Origin of the sequence: Streptomyces sp. NPDC052107, assembly GCF_040680215.1 — a bacterium.
Taxonomy (GTDB): Bacteria; Actinomycetota; Actinomycetes; order Streptomycetales; family Streptomycetaceae; genus Streptomyces.
In genome coordinates this window covers 17,600-35,714 of sequence record NZ_JBFAWG010000033.1, presented here as the reverse complement: position 1 = coordinate 35,714, position 18,115 = coordinate 17,600, and the positions used below count along the sequence as shown (strand labels likewise).

Annotated in this window: 17 protein-coding genes; 3 read left to right on the top strand and 14 right to left on the bottom strand. The window is 70.5% G+C overall.

Annotated elements, in window-relative coordinates; translation table 11 throughout:
• Positions 1 to 54: 54 nt before the first annotated feature.
• The gene (locus AB0M27_RS28590; RefSeq protein ID WP_365725561.1) at positions 55 to 1,101 is read left to right on the top strand and encodes a glycosyltransferase; all 1,047 of its coding nucleotides are present in this window, start codon (positions 55 to 57) and stop codon (positions 1,099 to 1,101) included.
• Positions 1,102 to 1,115: 14 nt separating this feature from the next.
• On the opposite strand, the gene AB0M27_RS28585 is transcribed toward AB0M27_RS28590, so the two are convergent.
• Positions 1,116 to 1,787, bottom strand: coding sequence for a hypothetical protein (locus tag AB0M27_RS28585; RefSeq protein WP_365725559.1), 672 nt, complete (start codon positions 1,785 to 1,787; stop codon positions 1,116 to 1,118).
• A gap of 125 nt (positions 1,788 to 1,912) precedes the next feature.
• Between AB0M27_RS28585 and AB0M27_RS28580 the strand changes: the two genes are divergently transcribed.
• Both AB0M27_RS28580 and AB0M27_RS28575 read left to right on the top strand, forming a co-directional pair.
• Positions 1,913 to 3,940, top strand: coding sequence for an O-antigen ligase family protein (locus AB0M27_RS28580; protein ID WP_365725557.1), 2,028 nt, complete (start codon positions 1,913 to 1,915; stop codon positions 3,938 to 3,940).
• Positions 3,937 to 4,836 carry a glycosyltransferase family 2 protein gene (locus tag AB0M27_RS28575; RefSeq protein WP_365725556.1) on the top strand — a complete coding sequence of 300 codons (900 nt, stop codon included), beginning with the start codon at positions 3,937 to 3,939 and terminating at the stop codon, positions 4,834 to 4,836. The genes AB0M27_RS28580 and AB0M27_RS28575 overlap by 4 nt, the downstream gene beginning before the upstream one ends.
• 85 nt (positions 4,837 to 4,921) lie before the next feature.
• On the opposite strand, the gene AB0M27_RS28570 is transcribed toward AB0M27_RS28575, so the two are convergent.
• The 13 genes from AB0M27_RS28570 to rfbB form a co-directional block, all read right to left on the bottom strand.
• Positions 4,922 to 5,905 carry a class I SAM-dependent methyltransferase gene (locus AB0M27_RS28570; protein ID WP_365725553.1) on the bottom strand — a complete coding sequence of 328 codons (984 nt, stop codon included), beginning with the start codon at positions 5,903 to 5,905 and terminating at the stop codon, positions 4,922 to 4,924.
• Positions 5,899 to 6,576, bottom strand: a complete 678-nt coding sequence (locus AB0M27_RS28565) for a class I SAM-dependent methyltransferase (RefSeq protein ID WP_365725548.1) — start codon at positions 6,574 to 6,576, stop codon at positions 5,899 to 5,901. The genes AB0M27_RS28570 and AB0M27_RS28565 overlap by 7 nt, the downstream gene beginning before the upstream one ends.
• Positions 6,577 to 6,617: 41 nt before the next feature.
• A complete protein-coding gene (locus AB0M27_RS28560) occupies positions 6,618 to 7,418 on the bottom strand; it encodes a glycosyltransferase family 2 protein (RefSeq protein WP_365725545.1) in 801 nt (266 codons plus the stop codon).
• Positions 7,419 to 7,426: 8 nt separating this feature from the next.
• Positions 7,427 to 8,464, bottom strand: coding sequence for a hypothetical protein (locus AB0M27_RS28555; RefSeq protein ID WP_365725531.1), 1,038 nt, complete (start codon positions 8,462 to 8,464; stop codon positions 7,427 to 7,429).
• A gap of 5 nt (positions 8,465 to 8,469) precedes the next feature.
• Positions 8,470 to 10,038 (bottom strand): oligosaccharide flippase family protein, encoded by a 1,569-nt coding sequence (locus AB0M27_RS28550; RefSeq protein ID WP_365725530.1) that lies wholly within the window; start codon positions 10,036 to 10,038, stop codon positions 8,470 to 8,472.
• A complete protein-coding gene (locus AB0M27_RS28545) occupies positions 10,001 to 10,837 on the bottom strand; it encodes a chain length determinant protein (protein WP_365725528.1) in 837 nt (278 codons plus the stop codon). The genes AB0M27_RS28550 and AB0M27_RS28545 overlap by 38 nt, the downstream gene beginning before the upstream one ends.
• Positions 10,838 to 10,888: 51 nt before the next feature.
• Positions 10,889 to 12,004 (bottom strand): UDP-N-acetylglucosamine 2-epimerase (non-hydrolyzing), encoded by a 1,116-nt coding sequence (gene wecB, locus AB0M27_RS28540; RefSeq protein WP_365725526.1) that lies wholly within the window; start codon positions 12,002 to 12,004, stop codon positions 10,889 to 10,891.
• A gap of 4 nt (positions 12,005 to 12,008) precedes the next feature.
• Positions 12,009 to 13,268: a nucleotide sugar dehydrogenase gene (locus AB0M27_RS28535; RefSeq protein WP_365725523.1), complete on the bottom strand. Its 1,260-nt coding sequence runs from the start codon at positions 13,266 to 13,268 to the stop codon at positions 12,009 to 12,011.
• Positions 13,268 to 14,038: a WecB/TagA/CpsF family glycosyltransferase gene (locus AB0M27_RS28530; RefSeq protein WP_365725520.1), complete on the bottom strand. Its 771-nt coding sequence runs from the start codon at positions 14,036 to 14,038 to the stop codon at positions 13,268 to 13,270. Before AB0M27_RS28530 ends, AB0M27_RS28535 begins: the two co-directional genes overlap by 1 nt.
• Positions 14,035 to 15,207 (bottom strand): hypothetical protein, encoded by a 1,173-nt coding sequence (locus AB0M27_RS28525; protein WP_365725518.1) that lies wholly within the window; start codon positions 15,205 to 15,207, stop codon positions 14,035 to 14,037. The genes AB0M27_RS28530 and AB0M27_RS28525 overlap by 4 nt, the downstream gene beginning before the upstream one ends.
• A 272-nt stretch (positions 15,208 to 15,479) precedes the next feature.
• Complete coding sequence (locus tag AB0M27_RS28520) at positions 15,480 to 16,079, bottom strand: acyltransferase (RefSeq protein WP_365725515.1); 600 nt, start codon at positions 16,077 to 16,079, stop codon at positions 15,480 to 15,482.
• Positions 16,076 to 16,969, bottom strand: a complete 894-nt coding sequence (rfbD, locus tag AB0M27_RS28515) for a dTDP-4-dehydrorhamnose reductase (protein ID WP_365725509.1) — start codon at positions 16,967 to 16,969, stop codon at positions 16,076 to 16,078. Before rfbD ends, AB0M27_RS28520 begins: the two co-directional genes overlap by 4 nt.
• Complete coding sequence (gene rfbB, locus AB0M27_RS28510) at positions 16,966 to 17,997, bottom strand: dTDP-glucose 4,6-dehydratase (RefSeq protein WP_365725507.1); 1,032 nt, start codon at positions 17,995 to 17,997, stop codon at positions 16,966 to 16,968. Before rfbB ends, rfbD begins: the two co-directional genes overlap by 4 nt.
• Positions 17,998 to 18,115 lie beyond the last annotated feature (118 nt).

The following is an 18,115-nucleotide window of genomic DNA, read 5'->3' as shown; positions in this document are numbered from 1 at the left end:
GTGGTGGTCTCCGCCCAAGCCGGAGACCACCACCGGGGATTGGCTTGCCCACCGATGAGCACCGTCAGCGTTGTCATCCCCTGCTACAAGTACGGCCATTTCCTCGCCGACTGCGTCAGCAGTGCCCTGGACGAACAGAACGGCGTCGACGTCCGGGTGCTCATCATCGACGACGCCTCGCCCGACGACTCGGCGGACGTCGCGCACAAGCTGGCCGCCGCCGACCCGCGTGTCGAGGTCCGCGTCCACGAAACCAACAAGGGCCACATCGCCACCTACAACGAGGGCCTCCTGGAATGGGCCGACGGCGACTACGTCGCCCTCCTCTCCGCCGACGACCGGCTGGTCCCGGGCGCGCTGGTCCGGGCCGCCGCGCTCCTGGACGCCCACCCCGAGGTCGGGTTCGCCTACGGACGCCCCCTGCGCTTCCAGCACGGCGGCCCGCTGCCGAAGGCCCGTACACAGAGCACCGGATCGGTCGTCTACCCCGGGCAGTGGTGGCTGGAGCGGCGTTTTTGCGAGGGCACCGGCTGCATCACCTCACCGGAAGTCGTCGTCCGCACCAGCCTCCAGCGCGCGGTCGGAGGCTATGACCCGAAACTTCCGCACGCCGGCGACATCGAGATGTGGATGCGGCTCGCCGCACACGCCGACGTCGGCTACATACGCGGCGCCGACCAGGCCTTCTACCGCGTCCACGGCAAGAACATGTCCACGACGGACTTCGGTGGTCAGCTCGACGACCTGCGCCAGCGTCTCGTGGCCTTCGACTCGGTGCTCGCCAAATGCGCCGACCGGCTGCCGTACGCCGACCGCCTGGCCGACCAGGTCCACACCCGCCTTGCGCGCTATGCCCTGCGCCGGGCCTACCGGGCCTATGACCGGGGCCGAACCGGCGTCGTACCGGTCGACGCATGTGTGGCGTTCGCCGAGGAGTGCCTGCCGGGCTACGCGGCGCTGCCCGAGTACCGCGCGCTACGGCTGCGCAGACGAATCGGCCCGAAGGCGATGCCGTACCTGCAGCCGCTGGTGTGGTCGGCCGTGGCCGAGCGCGGGCGGGAGTGGCTGTGGTGGGAGTCGTGGAAGCGCCGCGGTATCTGATGTCCAGGAGGAACTCAGCCCGCCACCGGAATACCGTCGGCCCGGTGGTGCGGGTCCGGGGAGGTCTCCTTCCCGGTCCTGCGGCGCTGCGAGTACTGGTCGAACCACAGGGCGCCCAGGATCCCGGCGATTCCGCCCAGCAGTGCCGTACCGGCCAGTGCGCGGGTCCGGGTGCCCTGCACCGGAGTGGCGCTCGGGGCGACCAGGACGGATGCGCTGATCCGCGCCCCGGGCGCGATCCCCTGGGCCTCCTGCAGGTCCGTCACATGCCTGGTGTAGGCGTCGATGACCCGTTTGACCGCCGTGTCGGCCTCGACGGCGCCACTGCGCTGCGCCTGCACCTGCACCGAGGGAATCAGAAAGCGCGGCGTCGCGCTGGTGCCGCTGTTGCGCGGGATCAGCTGGTAGGCCCCGTGTACGCCGGCGGCGTTCAGCTCCTTGCGGCCGGCCGGCGACTCGAGTTGCTGGATGACGCCGTACGAGAGCGTGGCGAGCGGCGGTTGAAGGTTCGTCAGCTGGTTCGGCTGGTTTCCCGTCACAGGCGGTTTGAGGACGACCACCGCCGAACTCAGGTACTGCGGGGCGGGGTGCAGCACTCGGTAGGCTCCGGCGGCCGTCAGCAGGAGCGCGAGCAACAGAACGTACCAGCGGCGGAGCAGCGCTTCGGCGACGTCACGAGGCGACACAGAGATTCCTTCCGTCGGCACCGATCCTCGCAGGCGCCGGGGCGAGCCGCCACCGGATCACCCGACATATGCTGGGCCCGAGCCCGCACGTCCGGTCCCGCGGCACCGGGCCGGGGGGAGTTCTCATGAGCCTTGGCGACATATGGGCGATCATGCGCAAGCGCTGGTACTTCATGGTGCCCCTCACCCTGCTCAGTCTGCTGGCGGGCGGGTATCTGTACCGGACCATCCCGGTGTCCTACGAGTCGCAGAGCTCCGTCACGCTGCTCGACTCCAGGGCGGTCGCCGAGCTGGCCCCGACCTTCGGCAACCCCCTGTCGAACGCGGGCGGTTCGCTGGTCGTCACGGCCGACGTGCTGATCAGGACCCTCCAGTCCGGGGACTCGGCCAAGGAACTGCGCTCCCGCGGCGTCACGGACCGGTACACGGCCGGATTCGCGCCGGACGCCGACAGCCCGCTGCTCACCCTGAGCGTCACCGGAACCGACCGGGAGAAGGTGCTCCGGGAGACCGCCACCCTGACCAAGTTCGCCGGGGAGCAGCTGAAGGCCCTGCAGGCCGCCTCCAAGGTGCCGGCGACGTACCTGGTGCAGACCGCGCCGGTCGTTCTGCCGCAGACACCGGTCTCGCAGTCGAAGAGCCGGTACCAGGACGTCGCGGCGGTCGTCATCGTCGGGTTCGTCGGCGCGTTCCTGCTGTCCATCCTGGCCGAGGGCGTGGCCGTGGTCCGCCGCCGGGGACGTGCCCGGGCCGGATACGTTACCCGGCGCCGCCGTGCCCGGTCCCCCGGGCGGGCGCGCAGGGGCCTGCTGGTGCGGAGGCTGGACGCCACGACGATCCTCACCGGCTATCTGGTGCTGGCCTTCTTCGTCCCTTCGAACCTCACCCTGCCCGCGCTGGGCGGCGTCGGTACCCCGGCCAACGTCTTCGCTCTGCTGGGACTGCTCTGGTACCTCGCCACCTGGCTCGGCGGCCGCATCCTTCCGGCGCAGGGCACCAGGCTGCCGCGCGTGGTGATGTGCGTGCTCGCCGCGGCGGTGCTGCTGTCGTACCTCGCGGACGCGACACGCGACAGCTCGCACGAGGAGGTCCTCGGGGCCGACCGGGGACTCATCGGGCTCGCTGTGTGGGCGGCGCTGGTGGTGCTGGCCTCGGCCGGCATCCAGGAGCGCAGCCGGCTGGAGACCCTGATGCGCCGGCTCGTCGTCCTGGGCACGGTGGTCGCCCTGATCGGCTACTACGACTTCTTCGCCGCGACCAACATCGCCGACTCCATCCACGTCCCCGGCCTGCAGTCGAGCACCGCCGGGATCAGCGCCATGGACCGCGGCTCGTTCACCCGGCCACGCTCCACCACGGCCCATCCGCTGGAGTTCGGGGGGATGCTGGCCATCCTGGTTCCCTTCGCCGTCCATCAGGCGTTCGATCCGGTGCGCCGGCACGCCGGCGCACTGCGCCGCTGGGCCCCCGTGGCGATCATGGCGGGTGCGCTTCCGCTGACCGTGTCCAGGACGTCCATCATCGGCGCCTTCATCGTGATCCTGGTGATGGTGCCCCGCTGGAAGCCGCAGCGGCGCTGGGCCGCGATGGGACTGATCCTGGGTTCGGTGGCCGGTTTCAAGGTGATCATCCCGGGGTTGATCGGAACCATCACCAACCTGTTCGCCAGCTTTCTGTCCAACTCCGACAGCAGCACCCAGGCGCGCACCGTGAAGTACAGCGCGATCGTCCCCTATCTCAGCGAACGCCCCTGGTTCGGGCGCGGATTCGGCACCTTCACCCCCGACCTGTACTTCTTCACGGACAACCAGTACATGCTGACCCTGGCGGAGATGGGCATCGTGGGGCTGATCGCGCTGCTCGCCCTGTTCGTCACCGGGATCCACCAAGGCGGGGCCATCCGCCGGCTCGCCCGCACCGAATCGGACCGCGAGCTCGGGCAGGCCTTCCTCGCCTCGGCCCTGGTCGCCCTGGTCATCAGCGCCACCTTCGACGCACTCAGCTTCCCCATGTACGCCGGGATGTTCTTCCTGACCCTGGGTGCCGGCGGCAGCTACCTCGGCTTCATCCGCCGCGAGGCGGCTGCGGCCCCGGTCCCCGCCCCCCGTAAGTCATCCGAAGCCCAGCTCCCTCAACTCGCGGAGTCCCGATGAGCCCCGTCGCCGTCATCGTCGTCACCTGGAACAGCGCCTCGGTGCTCCCCGGGTTCCTCGCAGCGCTTCCCGAGGGCATGGCCGGCCTCGACTGGCGGCTGGTCGTCGCCGACAACGACTCAGCCGACGACACCGTCGAGGTGCTGCGGACACTGGCCCCCGACGCCACGGTCGTCCAGACCGGCCGCAACGCCGGGTACGCGGCCGGGATCAACGCGGCGCTGCGTGCCGCCGGCGACTTCGGGGTGGCTCTCGTCTGCAACCCGGACATCCGTATGCGGCAGGGCTGCGCCAAGCGTCTCGTCGACGCGCTCGGCGACGGTGTGGGGATCGCCGTACCCCTCCTGTACGAGGACGGACATGACACGCCCCACTACTCGCTGCGCCGCGAGTCGAGCGTGCTCCGAGCGCTCGGCGAGGCCCTCATCGGCAACACCCGGGCCGGGCGCTTCCCGGCCCTGAGCGAGCTCGTCACCGACCCCGTCGCATATCAGCGGCCCACACGCGCGGACTGGGCGACCGGCGCGCTGATGGCCGTCTCGGGGGAGTGCCTGGCCGCTTGCGGCCCGTGGGACGAGTCCTTCTTCCTCTACTCGGAGGAGACCGAGTACTGCCTGCGAGCGCGGGACCGGGGATACGTCACACAGCTGGAGCCGACCGCCGAGGCCGTCCACCTGGGGGGCGACTCCCAGGTGTCGTCCCGACTCTGGACCCTGCTCACCCTCAACCGTGTCCGGCTGTACGGGCGTCGGCACGGCGCACTCGCCACAGCCGCCTTCCGCGCTGCCGTCCTGCTCCGGGAAACCTCGCGCGCCGCCCTCGGCCGCACGGCCAGCCGTGCGGCCGCAGCAGCCCTGGCCCGCCCGGGCGGCCTGCGCATGACGCCGGGACCATGACGCGCCCAAAGAAAGGGGCGCGGGGAACTGCGCGACCAGCCCCTACGGCGCCGCGGACGGCCGACGGCACATCGCGGCACTCCCCTCAGCCCGCGCTGCGCGGCCGGCACACCATGGCGATGAAGTCATGCCCCACCTCCGGCAGCGCCGCGTCCTCCGCGGCGAAGCACCGCTCCAGCAGCGCCAGCGTCTCCGGCTCCTGGTCACGGAAGTTGTGCGCGATCCCGGAGAACGCGATGTGCAGCACCGTGCCCCCGTACGGCCGTTCCTCGACGACCTCGAAATGGCGCCGCAGGCCCGGCAGCAGCGCCGCCGCGTCGACCGCTTCCGAGGGGTCGTCCAGCACCATCGACAGCCTGCTGGGTCGCACGACACGGCGCTTGATCCGGCCGTCGGGCAGGCGCCGCCGTTCCTCGGGGAGCTGAGCCAGCAGCACGTTCGCCGCTTCCAGTTGGCCGTCGGTCCACTGGAAGCGGGTGGGGCCGACGAACTCGTCGATCACGAACATCCCGTCCGGCTGGATGAGTTGGGACAGGCGCGGCAGCGTCTCGTCGAGGTTGTCGAAGTGGTGCAGCGACTGCAGGCCCAGCAGCACGTCGAAGCGTTCCCCGTCGCTGGTCATCCGGTTCACGTCGGTGACCCGGAAGCGCAGGACGTCGCCGAGACCGTTCTCGGCGGCGGCGCGGGTGGCGAAGTCGATCCGCTCAGGCGCCACGTCCACGCCCTCCAGCAGCGAGAACGCGCCGGTCTTCGCCCACAGCAACTCGTTCCCGCCGGTGCCGCACCCGAGCGACAGGCCGCGCAGATCGGTGCGCGGCGCGAAGTGCTTGGCGGCCACGTACTGGGGGAAGGACGTGTCCGCGTCGCCGGTCATCAGCAGGTTCCACCGCCTGATGACCGCCGGTATCGCCCACCACTCGGTCAGCGACGGGTCGACCTGGGACCAGTGCCGGACCACTCGCGCGCCGCCGCGCACCCGCAGCTTGGCCAGCACGCGGTCCAGCTCCAGCTTGCGCACCTTGCGCAGCAACCGGTCCGCGTCATGTCTGTTGACCAGGTTGTTCAGCATACGGACTCCGTTCGTACGGCTATGAGCGACTTCGGGGCACCGAGCACCCGCTCGCTGAGGAGCGCTGATCGGGGGAAGAGGTAGCGCATCTCGGCGCGGGTCAGCAGCTCGATGTTGATCACGGCGTTCATCGCCGACTCCGGGCTGTCGGGACGGCTGTGGACGAGCGGCCAGTGCCGTACCAGGCGTGCCCTGGCGGCCAGGGGCAGGAACTGGAAGCCGGGCGCCACGAAGTGTGGCTCGACGGGGAAGTAGCGGTAGGGCGTCTGGATCCAGTGCTGCGGCGCCAGTTGCTCGACGGCGGAGACGAACTTCCGGCGCTGGCTGTGGCCGCCCACGTGCTCGATGGTCGAGTTGGAGAACACCAGGTCGTAGCCGCCGTGGCCGCTCAGTTCGGCGGCGACCGCCGGGTCGGTGACGTCGGCGTTCTCCGCGCTGATCCAGTCGGGCAGTTCGGCGGGGTGTTCCTCCAGGTTGATCAGGTGGACGTGCTTGGCGCGCACCGGTGCGCGCAGCCACATCTCGGCCGTCCCGCCCAGGTCCACGACGCTCATGTTCTCGATGCCGGGGAAGCAGCGCCGGAACCGCTCCCAGCGGGCGATGCGGAGTCGTTCGCCCAGCGAACCGGGCGCGTCGACGAACCTGTCTCTCAGGGCGCGGGAGCGGGGCATGGGATCAACCACCTGTGGTCGGAGCGGAAAGGGAGCAGGCCTCAGCTGGGCGGTGCCCACTGGGTGTAGAAGCTGGCCGGGTTCATCAGGTATCGGACGGTGGGGTACGGCACATGGAGCACCCGGTGCCTGCGGCCGTACCGGCGGATCAGTTCCCAGTCCTCCCGGGGCAGCACCTCCGGCGTCCGGCGCAGGCGGCTGAAGTGCAGTGCGCGAGTGCGGCGGGCGACGAAGGCGTTGGTGTCCAGGAAGGCTTCGCGGGCGGCCCGATGCCGGTCGTAGGACACCGACAGGACGTCCTTCTTGGTTCCGTCGGGCAGGACGCGGCGCAGCGCCGTGTAGACGCCGTCGGGTCCGCCGCCGGACTGCAGGACCGCCAACGTCCGTTCCAGATGGTCGGGTTCCCACAGGTTGTCGTCGTCCAGGAACGCCACGTACCGCGAGCGGGTGAGGCGGATGCCCACGTTGCGCACGACACCCGCCACGCCGGTGTTGCGCGCCAGGGAGACAGCGAACAGCCTTGGGTCGTAGGGGAGTTCGGGCAATCCGGCGCCGTCGTCGACGACGATGACGACCTGGTCGCGCACGGTCTGGCCCAGGGCCGAGTGGACCGCGGCACGCAGCGCCTCGGGGCGTCGGTGGGTGGCGATCACCGTGGCGACCAGCGCCGAGGGCGGCGACGGCAGGCCGGCTGCCAGTCGTCGGGTCTCGGCGTCCTCGATCCGGCGCAGCCGCACCGCGCTGGGGGCCAGCAGGACCTTGTTCCTGGCCTCGAAGAGCACCAGCCAGCCGAACAACGCCTTGAGCAGCGTCCAGGGCGCCCGCGCGACACGGCGCGTCATGACGCCGCTCACGAGGACGGCTCCGGCTGGATGGGGCGGCCGTCGGACATCCGGTTGTTCCGCCACACGTTTCCGGTGCCACCCGCGTTCCAGTGCGCGACCACGCCGTAGCCGCCGGAGGCGGGGTGGTACTGCGTCGAGAAGACGTTGTCGGTGACCTCGATCCCGGTGGCACCCTTGTCACCGCCGTAGAGGGCGTACGCGCCGCCGGCGATCCAGTTGTGGTCGACGGTGACATTGCGGACCACTCCGGTGTCCGCGAACAGGCCGATGCTTCCCGAGGCTCCCTGCTCGAGGCCGGTCGGGTTCAGCAGGGTGTTGTGGCGGATGATCAGCCGACCGGTGTTGCCGCCGCCGCTGATCACGGCGTTGGTGTGCTGCCACTCGCCGCCCTGGTTGACGAACGGGACGATGTCGTGCACGTAGTTGTCGTGCAGATCGCCCTGCCCCATGGACAGGGCGTCGCCGAACACCGAGACGTCGCACCAGCCGACCTCGATGGAGCTGGTCCCCATGTTCGACACCGCGTAGTCCACGCCGCCGTTGTCGGGCCCCTTGCCGGGCACGGCGGTGATGGTGGAGTGCAGGACCCGCAGGCCGTGGTAGCCGGGGCGCAGGTTGATGCCCCACCAGCCGTCGGAGGTGATCTTGGTGTCGATGACGGTGACGTCGTTCGCGTAGATGTCGAGCGAGCCCGTGATGTCCCAGCCCCGGATGACGAGCCCGTTGGTGCGGACGGCCAGGTAGCCGGTCTTGTGGGGCTTGAGGGCGGTGCGGGGGCCGGTGGTACGGGCGTCGGGGAAGCCGCAGGCGCTCGGAGAGGCGCACGCGGTCCCGGCCGCGGGATGTCCGGACGCACCGCCCGCGCCGGCCGTCGCGGTGGGCTTGCCCGTCGCGGTGGGCTTCCCCGTGGCGGTGGGTTTCCCCGTCGCGGACGGCGAGGGATCGGCACTCGGGTCCGTTCCTGAGCAGGCCACCCCGAGAACTGCGAGTAAGGCTGCGACCAGCGGCCCCGCGAGGGAGCTCAGGCCGATACGTCGTGACATCCGGCTCACCTCGGGTCCTGTTGGGTAGACGGAACCGCTGCGGACGACCGGTGCCGGCCGCGGTGGGACCGGTCGCCGTGGCCGACGCCGCGCAGGAAGTCGCGGCTGGGCAGTACGCACACCGTGTAGCCGGCCAGGGCGACCGTGCCGAGGGCGAGGAGCGCGAGCCGGCCGCCTCCGAACGGACGCTCCAGGCCGAGGATGATCGCGGCCATCACGGCCCCGCCGAGGAAGGGCCACGCACAGGCCCGGGCGATCCGGCCGACGCCGATGCCGCCACGGCGCAGGGCGATCAGGAACACGGGCACCACCATGCCGCCGGCGACCAGGACGTGGCCCTGTGAGACTCCGACGATGCCGTTCGCACGGGCGGCGACGAGGAGCACCGGGATCAGGGCCACCAGCCACAGGCCCTGCACCAGGAAGAGCGAACGGCGCTGTCCGATCGCGACCAGGCAGTCGTAGGCGAGTTCGCCGCCGATGCGGATCAGGCCCAGGGCCATCAGCCAGGGCAGTGCCGCGGCGGCGGGGGTCCACAGGCTTCCGTAGATGAGGCGGATGACCGGCTCCGCGAGGCCGGCCAGTAGCACGCACAGCGGCACAGTGCCGGTGATCACCACGCCCAGGGCACGGCTGAAGCCCTGGGCGAGCGCCTGCGGCGAGTCGGCCAGGCGGGAGAATCCGGCGAAGGAGACCCGGCGGGCGGCCTCGGAGATGATCCTCACGGGCCAGCCGGAAATATTGAAGGCGAGCACGTAGAAACCCAGAGACACATTGCCCAGCGTCGCGCCCACCACCATGGTGTCGACGTTGACCACCGCCAGGGCCAGCAGGCTCGCCCCCGCCAGCGGAAGCCCGAACCTCAGCAGCGCCCGGGCCTGCGCGGGGTCCCAGCCGAATTTCAGGGTGCCCGGTGCCGCCAACCGGCAGCCGATCAGGGTCACGAGGTTGCCCACGACGGCTCCCCAGGCGAAGCTCATCGCGCCCCAGCCCTCGAAGGCCAGCAGCAGCGTCACCGAGGTACCGAGCACGAAGTTGAGCCCGTCGATGATCATCCGCCTGCCCTGGGCGAACTCACGGGTGAGGAAGCCGCCGGGCACCTGTGCCACCCCGTCGATCACCACGCACAGGCACATCACCCGCAGGACGCCCGTGGCGTCCGGCGAGCCGAGCAGTCCGGCCACCGTCGGTGCCGCTGCGAACAGCGCCACGTACAGCAGGCCGCTGGAGAGGGTGCTGAGGGTCAGGACGGTCGGCGCGAAGCGCCGCGGGTCCCCCTCCCAGCGCACGATGGCCAGGCCCACGCCCAGCTCGTTCGCGGACAGCAGGACCAGCAGCACGGTCTGGGCGATGCCGTACACGCCCCATGCCGCGGGGCCCAGGGCGAAGCGCGCCAGCACGATGCCGGTCGCGAAGTTGCCCAGGCGCAGGACGACGGTGTTGATCAGGCTCCACCGGGCCGCCGAACGGACCTTCCGGTCCAGGGAGTTGGCAGCGGGGGGTGCGGGAGCGGCAGGAGCGGGGGCGTCGCTCGTCTCACCGGTCTCGCTCTCCGGCGCGCGGGCGGTGTCCATGAGTCGACTCCTCGTCGAGCGGCTCTGCGGCGGACGCCACGGCCATGACGGGACGTGGCGCTGTGGGCTCTGCGGTGCCTGGACCGCCCTCGGCGGACCGCGACCAACTCGGCGGCCGCCGGATGGCGAGCGTCTCGTCCACGGCCGGTTCCTCGGTCGAGGGCGCGGGGACGGTCGTCTCCTTCTCGGGCCCGGGCTTGTGCGACCTCTTGCGCGCCTCCACGTAGAAGACGGCGACCAGGCTCAGCACCAAACCCAGGCATCCGGCCATGATCAGGTACTCGATCCGGGTCTTGGTCTGCGCCACCGGGTCCTGCGGGGGCACGATGGTCGTCATCCGGATCATTGCCTTCGGGGCGACCGACTGTTGTTTCTGGAACAGGTCCAGCCGCTCCTTGGCATACGCGGTCAGGATCTTGTCCGAGGCCAGGACGGCGGCCTTGTCGGTGCCGGTGACGGTCAGCCAGAGGAGCGGTCCCTGGGCGTTGTCGGCGAGCTTGGCCGCGAACGTGCCGGTGGCGCCACGGGACTTGAGATCCCGGAGGGAGCCGTCGGAGTTGAGGTTGCGGGCCAGGCTGTCGGCCATGCCGGTGAGCGAGGTCTGGGTGCTGAGGAAGGGGTTGCCGTCGTAGGCCGTGGTGGCCTTCTGGGAGTTCAGCAGCACCACCGTGCTCTGCGACTGGTAGGTGACCGGAACCACCAGGGCCACACCGACGATCAGACCGGCGGTCAGCAGCAGTCCGGGCAGCAGGACGTACCAGCGCCTGCGCATGACCCGGAAGATCTCAGCGAGATCCATGGTGCTCCCCCCTGGCGACCCGACGTTCGACGAGCATATGTTGCAAGCGGATCATATGAGGAGCGTTTGGGCAGTCGGTCGCGGCCGCGTGATCGCGCTGTCTCCCTCCAGCAGCACGCCGGCGATGCGGTCGCTCGCGTGACCGTCCCACAGTTCGGGCCGGCGCGGCGCGGGCGGATCGTCCAGCACCCGGTTCACGGTGGTCACGATGCGTGCCGGATCCCGGCCCGCGAGCACGTTGGTGCCCTGCTCCACGGTGATCGGCCGCTCGGTGTTGTCCCGCAGGGTCACGCACGGCACGCCCAGCGCGGTGGTTTCCTCCTGTACGCCGCCCGAGTCGGTCAGCACGAGCCGGGCGGAGTCCTGCAGGGCGATGAAGTCCAGGTATCCGGCGGGCGGCACGAGGCGGATGCCTCCGGGGACGCCGATCTCGGCCAGCCGTCCGGCCGCGCGGGGGTGCACGGGCAGGACGAGCGGGCAGCGGCCGGCGATCTCGCCCAGGGCTTTGAGGAGCGCGGCGAGGACCTCGGGGTCGTCCACGTTGGCGGGCCGGTGCAGGGTGACCAGGCCGTACTCGCCCCCGGCCAGGCCGTACCGGCTCAGGGCGTCCGAGGTCCTGGCCCGCTCCAGGTTGGCGAGCAGCGTGTCGATCATGACGTTGCCGACGAGGTGGATCTGGTCCTCCCGGTACCCTTCCGCGCGCAGGTTCTGCACGGCGTCGGGCGAAGGGGCCAGCAGGTAGTCGCTGACGCGGTCGGTCGCGACGCGGTTGACCTCCTCCGGCATGCTCCAGTCGCGGCTGCGCAGACCGGCCTCGACGTGCGCCAGCAGCGGTCCGGCCTTGGCCGTGACGAGGGCGCAGGCCAGGGTGGAGTTGATGTCGCCGACCACGACGACGATGTCCGGCGACAGCTCGCCGAGCAGGGGCTCGAACGCGGTCATCACGCGACCGGTCTGCTCGGCGTGGGTGCCGGAACCGACCCCGAGGAAGCGGTCGGGCGGCCGGATGCCGAGGTCGGAGAAGAACACGTCGTTCATGGCCGGGTCGTAGTGCTGACCGGTGTGCACGAGGACCACCTCGGCGCCCCGGCGTTCCAGGGCGTCCATCACCGGCTTGGTCTTCATGTAGTTGGGTCGCGCCCCGGCGACGCAGACGATGCGCGGCATGGCTTCAGAGCACCTCGATCGTGGGTCCGGAGGGCAGCCGTCGACGGCAGTCGAGGACGAAGGGGGCGTGCTCGGCGACGAGTTCGTAGTCGAAGCTGTCATGGTCGGCGAGCAGCACCACCACATCGGCGGCCGACAGCTCCTCCGGGGTCGGTTCGACCCGCACCAGCCGGGTGTCCACCGGCAGGCCTTCGACGACGTGCGGGTCCGCCGCCTTGACCTGGGCCCCCATGTCGAGCAGCAGTTGGGATATGCGCAGGGCGGGCGACTCGCGCGCGTCACCGGTGTTCTTCTTGTACGCGAGGCCCAGCAGCAGGATGCGCGAGCCGTTCACGGAACGGCGTCTTTCGTTGAACAACTCGCCGATGCGGCGCGCCACGTACTCGGGCATGTGGTTGTTGATGTCGTTGGCCAGTTCCACGAACCGGAAGCTCTGGCCGAGTTCGCGCTGCACCCGCCACGACAGGTACGAGGGGTCGATCGGCAGGCAGTGGCCGCCGACGCCCGGTCCGGGCGTGAACCGCATGAAGCCGAAGGGCTTGGTGGAGGCGGCGTCGATGGCCTGCCAGACGTCGATGTCCAGGTGATGGGCGAACATCGCGATCTCGTTGACCAGCGCGATGTTCACATGACGGAAGGTGTTCTCCAGCAGCTTGGCGAGTTCGGCCTCCTTGGGCGAGCTCACCGGCACGGTGGTGTCGACGAGCTGTGCGTAGAAGTCCTGAACGGCCTTCAGTGACGCGGCGTCGACGCCGGACACCACTTTCGGGGTCTCCTTGAAACCCCAGACCGCGTTTCCTGGATCGATCCGCTCGGGGCTGTAGCCGAGGTGGAAGTCGCTTCCGGCGGTGAGGCCCGAGCCGTCCTCCAGGATCGGGGCGAACAGCTCCTGGGTGGTGCCGGGGTAGGTGGTCGACTCCAGGACGACGGTGGCCCCGGGGCGCAGGTAGCGGGCGAGGGTGACCGCGGATTCCTTGATGTAGCGGAGGTCGGGAGTGCCCTCGTGCAGCGGGGTCGGGACGGTCACGACGGCGACGTCGAAACCGCCGCAGTCGCGGGCCGATTCGCTCGGGCGGTAGGCGCCGCTGTCCAGTGCCGCGCGGATCCGCTCCGAGGAGACGTCCTCGACGAAGGACTCACCGGCGGACAGGCTCTTGACCCGCCGGGAGTCGACGTCGTAGCCGATCACCTCGTGTCCGACCTCGGCGGCGCGGATGGCCAGTGGCAGGCCGACGTATCCCTGTCCAACCACGACGACGCGCATCAGTGACTCCTGTTCGCGGAAGCGGACGACGGGGTGAGCCGGATGAACTCGCGCGCCGTCATGAGGACGAAGGCTGCATTGGTGGTGAGATAGCGCCGGCCCAGGCGGCGCGGCTCCTGCAGTGCGCGGTAGAGCCACTCCAGGCCCCACCGCTGCCAGGAGGCGGGGGCCCGCCTGGTGACCCCGGCCAGGATGTCGAAGGAGCCGCCGACTCCGTGTACGACGCGAGCGCCGGTGCGTGCGCCGTAGGAGGCGGTGAAGATCTCCTTCTTGGGCGAGGTCATGCCGAGGAACAGCATCTGGGCGCCGCTTCGGGCGATCGCGTCCGCTATCGCCTCCTGCTGGGAATCGTCGAAGTAGCCGTTCCGGCTGCCGGCCACCTTCAGACGGGGGAAGCGGTCGGCCACCCGGTGCAGCATCAGCTCCAGCACGTCCTGTCCGGCGCCGAGGAAGTACACCGACACGCCCGCCGATTCCGCCTCCGCCAGCAGCCGCAGGAAGAGATCGATACCGGCCACCCGTTCCGGCAGCGGTGCGCGTAACACCCGGCCGGCCCAGACCACGGCCTGTCCGTCGGCCAGGACGAGATCGCAGCCGGCCACGGCCCGGGCGAGCCGGGGGTCCCGCCGCATGTTCACCAGCTTCGCGGCGTTGACGACCCCGATCTCCAGCTGTCTGCCGTACCGGACCGCGTCCAGGCAGCGCTGTACGGTCTCGTCCATGGTCAGCGGGTCCAGCTCGACGCCGAAGAGAGACTGACGCTCGCTCATATACGGCCCCCCTGCCAGGCGTAGAGCATCCAGCCGAATTCGTACGGGCGGCATTCGCGGTCCACGGAGAGCGGCCGGTACATCCGGTCCAGGGACCGCAGCCGGAGGTTCGGGGCGACGCGGGTGCCGAGTCCCCGGGCGGCACGTACGGCCTTCTTCGGGTCGCCGCGGTAGACCTTGCGCCAGGTGGCGCCGAGTTCGTTGAGGATCAACGGCTCCCGGTGTTCTGGGCGTTCGGCCAGTTCGGGCACGTCCGTCATCCAGCGCAGGCCCTTGCGGATCGACGCGCCGAAGTCGGTTCCGCCGGCGTCGGTGAGGTCGAACAGGGCGGTCGGCGCCATCGCGTGCTGGTGGACGCTGTAGACGGGGTAGCCCTCCACGACACCGCCGGTGCGCGCGTCGTAGTGCCACCACCACTGCCCGCCGTCGCCCTGCAGTACGCAGATGCGCGCCGCGCACGCCTCGGCCGCGGCCAGCGCCTCGGGATCGCCGCCCGCGTCGTCGCTGGTGTGGGCGCGGGCCAGAGCCTGGAGCGGGTACGTCTGGTCGGCGAAGCAGCTCACGTGCGCCCGGTACCAGGGCACCAGGCCGGGTCCGGTGGCGTGCGGGAACAGCGGGCTGTCGCCGATCCGGGCCCGCAGCAGGCGGTTGCGGGCAGCGGTGAAGTGTTTCTCCACATCGACCGTGCCACGAGCCGCCGCGAGAGCGGACAGCACCCACGCGGCCTCGACGGTGTACTGCGGCCGGCCCGTCTCGTCCAGGGCTTCGACCCGCGCGAGAGCGTCGGACAGTTTGGGGTGTCCGGTCTCGGCGGCGGCCCAGGAGATGAGCGCCGCGTCACCGAGGTTGGTCACCGCGGGCAGCGACTCGACCAGCAGACCCGTGAACTCCTGGGCGCTGCGGCCGCCGAGCACCGCGCGCTGGCGGTCCTCGGGGAGGAACCGGGCGCCCAGCGCGGTGATGGCCGCGTACCGGGCACTGGTCCCGCGCCGCTCCAGGGTCCAGGAACCATCGGGTCCTTTCCGCCCGGCCATGGTGAAGGCGAAGGCCTCACCGCCGGGGAACAACATCGACGGCAGCCCCGACTCGGCGACCGCGAGCAGTCGGCGGGCGAGCGCGAGCAGCGGCGGCTCCTCACGACCGAGCGCCGCCAGACGTGTGATGGTCATCTTCTGGACACACCAACCCCCCTGTGGGTCCTCTTTTTACGCAGGCTTGAGAGCGCCGCGTCGCAGGACGGCCACGCGGCGGAAGGCGGACGTCGGAACGTCAGACGTCAGGCGACGAAGCGGCCGTCACTCCCCGCTTCGGACACAGGTTTCCCCACCCGGTAACCCCCCCTGGGCACTGGTTTGTGCGCTAACTGTGCCTTGTCTGCACAGTTCGCACACATGTTATGCCTGCACGTGTTCGAGGATTGGTGTTTTGGGAGAATCAGAAGTCATGCACGCTCGACGAGTTCGCCGTCCTTCTCGTCGTACAGCTCTCCCGTCTCGGGGCACTCCCATCCCCCCGGCTCGCCTTCCCGCTCGACGAGTCGCACGCCGGCCCGGCCGACCCAGCCGATGCGGCGCGCCGGAACGCCCGCCACGAGCGCGAAGTCCGGCACGTCCCGGGTCACGACGGCGCCCGCGGCGACCAGCGCCCAACGACCGACGCGCACCGGCGCCACGCACACCGAACGGGCCCCCAGGGACGCTCCCTCGCCCACCACCACCGCCACCGGCTCCCAGTCGCCACCGCGCTTGAGCCGGCCCCGTGGGTCCACCGAGCGCGGGAAGTAGTCGTTGGTCAGCACCGCCGCCGGGCCGACGAACACCCCGTCGCCGAGCTCCGCGGGTTCGTAGACCAGCGCGTAGTTCTGGAGCTTCACGTTGTCGCCGATGCGCACCCCCGGGCCGACATACGCTCCCCGGCCCACGATGCACCCGCTGCCCAGCCGGGCGTCCTCCCGTATCTGGGCCAGGTCCCAGACCGTCGTCCCGTCACCGATCGTGGCACTCTCGTCGACCTGGGCGGTCGGCTGGATCCTGAAGTTCACCGGGCGGAACCCTTCTTCTCGTGGAGCAGAGCCGGAAAAGCCACCTGCAGCGCCTCGCGCCAGGGACGGATCGGTTCGATCCCCGTCCGGCGCCAGCGGTCGCGTCCCAGGACGCTGTACGCGGGTCGGGGAGCGGGTCGCGCGAAGGCCGTGCTGGTGGTCGGCCGAACCCGGCCGGGGTCCGCGCCGAGCAGCCGGAAGATCTCCTGGGCGAGGCCGAACCAGGTCGTCTCGCCACCACTGGTGCCGTGGTAGACCCCGGCGGGCGCGGTACCGGCGAGGGCGGCACGCCCGAGCCGTACCAGCCGGTCCGCGAGGTCCACCGTCCAGGTGGGCTGTCCGCGCTGGTCGTCGACCACGTCGACGGTGTCCTTGACCGCCTCCAGTCCGATCATCGTGTCGACGAAATTCCTTCCCCCCGCCCCGTACAGCCAGGCCGTACGCACGACGTACCCCGCGTCCGGGAGCGCCGCCAGGACCGCCTGTTCTCCGGCCAGCTTGGTACGTCCGTACGCGCTGCGCGGGGCGGTCGGGGCGTCCTCGGGATAGGGGCTGGCGCCGTCGCCCGCGAACACGTAGTCCGTCGAGACCTGGATCAGCCGGACCCCTGTCATCGCACACGCCTCGGCCAGGTGCCGGGGCCCGTCGCCGTTGACCCGCAGGGCGTCCGCCTCGCGGGCCTCGGCGTCGTCAACGGCCGTCCAGGCGCCGCAGTTGACCACGGTCCGGGGCCGGTGCACACCGACGACGTCGTCCACCGCCTCGGCGTCCGTGATGTCGAGACTGCCCCGCGCCAGGCCGACGGCTTCCTCGCCGTCCCGGCGAAGCCGGGCGAGGACATCCTGCCCGAGCATTCCCGTGGCACCGGTGATCAGCCAAGTGGTGGTCATGGGGCACCTGTTCGTCGTTCGAAGGGTGGGGATACGGCACTAGAATGACGCGCGCTCCTTAGAGGCTCCCACCAGGCGCGGTTCTCGCGGTACCAAGTGACCGTCTCAGCAAGCCCGGTGGCGAAGTCCTTGCGGGGCTCGTAGCCGAGCTCGTCGCGGATCTTCGCGCAGTCCACGGAGTAACGGCGGTCGTGGCCCTTGCGGTCGGTGACGTACTCGACGCTGGAGTCCCACTCAGCGCCGCAGGCCTCCAGCAGCAGCGCGGTCAGCTCCTTGTTGGTCAACTCGGTACCGCCGCCGATGTTGTAGACCTCACCGGCGCGCCCCCTGGTGCGCACCAGCTCGATGCCCTGGACGTGGTCGTCGATGTGCAGCCAGTCGCGGACGTTGCCGCCGTCGCCGTACAGCGGCACCTTCCTGCCGTCCAGCAGGTTCGTGATGAACAGCGGGATGACCTTCTCGGGGAAGTGGTGGTGCCCGTAGTTGTTGGAGCAGCGGGTCACCCGCACGTCGAGGCCGTGCGTGCGGTGGTGGGCGAGGGCGATCAGGTCGCCGGCCGCCTTGGAGGCGGCGTACGGGGAGTTGGGGCGCAGCGGGTCCGTCTCCGGCCAGGAGCCGAAGTCGATGGAGCCGTAGACCTCGTCCGTGGAGATGTGCACGAAGGACTTCGAACCTCCGTGCCGCAGCGCCGCCTCCAGCAGCGTCTGAGTGCCCAGGACGTTGGTCCGGACGAACTCGCCGGCGCCCAGGATCGAGCGGTCCACATGTGACTCCGCGGCGAAGTGGACCACCTGGTCGTGCTCGGCGAGCAGCCCGTCGACCAGTACGGCGTCACAGATGTCACCCTGGACGAAGGCGAATCCCGGGTGATCGCGCACCTCGTCGAGATTGACCGGATTACCCGCGTAGGTGAGCTTGTCCAGCACCGTGACCGCCACATCTGCCGGGCCGGCCGGGCCGAGCAGCGTGCGGACGTAGTGCGAGCCGATGAAACCGGCACCGCCGGTCACCAAAATTCTGATGGTCATCAGATCTCCTTCGAGGTAACCCCGCCGTTCAGGGCGGGGAGGAATTGAACCCCTGCGGAGCAGGCGACGAAGTCGGTTCGCTGCCAGGGCGGACCGGGGTTTACCCCCAACAGCCCAC

Coding starts and splice junctions, on each gene's coding strand:
- AB0M27_RS28580 (WP_365725557.1), top strand. CDS start 1,913: ATGAGCCTTGGCGACATATGGGCGATCATGCGCAAGCGCTGGTACTTC.
- AB0M27_RS28575 (WP_365725556.1), top strand. CDS start 3,937: ATGAGCCCCGTCGCCGTCATCGTCGTCACCTGGAACAGCGCCTCGGTG.
- rfbD (WP_365725509.1), bottom strand. CDS start 16,969: ATGACCACCACTTGGCTGATCACCGGTGCCACGGGAATGCTCGGGCAG.
- wecB (WP_365725526.1), bottom strand. CDS start 12,004: ATGCCGCGCATCGTCTGCGTCGCCGGGGCGCGACCCAACTACATGAAG.
- AB0M27_RS28550 (WP_365725530.1), bottom strand. CDS start 10,038: ATGGACACCGCCCGCGCGCCGGAGAGCGAGACCGGTGAGACGAGCGAC.
- AB0M27_RS28555 (WP_365725531.1), bottom strand. CDS start 8,464: ATGTCACGACGTATCGGCCTGAGCTCCCTCGCGGGGCCGCTGGTCGCA.
- AB0M27_RS28590 (WP_365725561.1), top strand. CDS start 55: ATGAGCACCGTCAGCGTTGTCATCCCCTGCTACAAGTACGGCCATTTC.
- AB0M27_RS28570 (WP_365725553.1), bottom strand. CDS start 5,905: ATGCTGAACAACCTGGTCAACAGACATGACGCGGACCGGTTGCTGCGC.
- AB0M27_RS28560 (WP_365725545.1), bottom strand. CDS start 7,418: ATGACGCGCCGTGTCGCGCGGGCGCCCTGGACGCTGCTCAAGGCGTTG.
- AB0M27_RS28565 (WP_365725548.1), bottom strand. CDS start 6,576: ATGCCCCGCTCCCGCGCCCTGAGAGACAGGTTCGTCGACGCGCCCGGT.
- AB0M27_RS28535 (WP_365725523.1), bottom strand. CDS start 13,268: ATGCGCGTCGTCGTGGTTGGACAGGGATACGTCGGCCTGCCACTGGCC.
- rfbB (WP_365725507.1), bottom strand. CDS start 17,997: ATGACCATCAGAATTTTGGTGACCGGCGGTGCCGGTTTCATCGGCTCG.
- AB0M27_RS28530 (WP_365725520.1), bottom strand. CDS start 14,038: ATGAGCGAGCGTCAGTCTCTCTTCGGCGTCGAGCTGGACCCGCTGACC.
- AB0M27_RS28545 (WP_365725528.1), bottom strand. CDS start 10,837: ATGGATCTCGCTGAGATCTTCCGGGTCATGCGCAGGCGCTGGTACGTC.
- AB0M27_RS28525 (WP_365725518.1), bottom strand. CDS start 15,207: ATGACCATCACACGTCTGGCGGCGCTCGGTCGTGAGGAGCCGCCGCTG.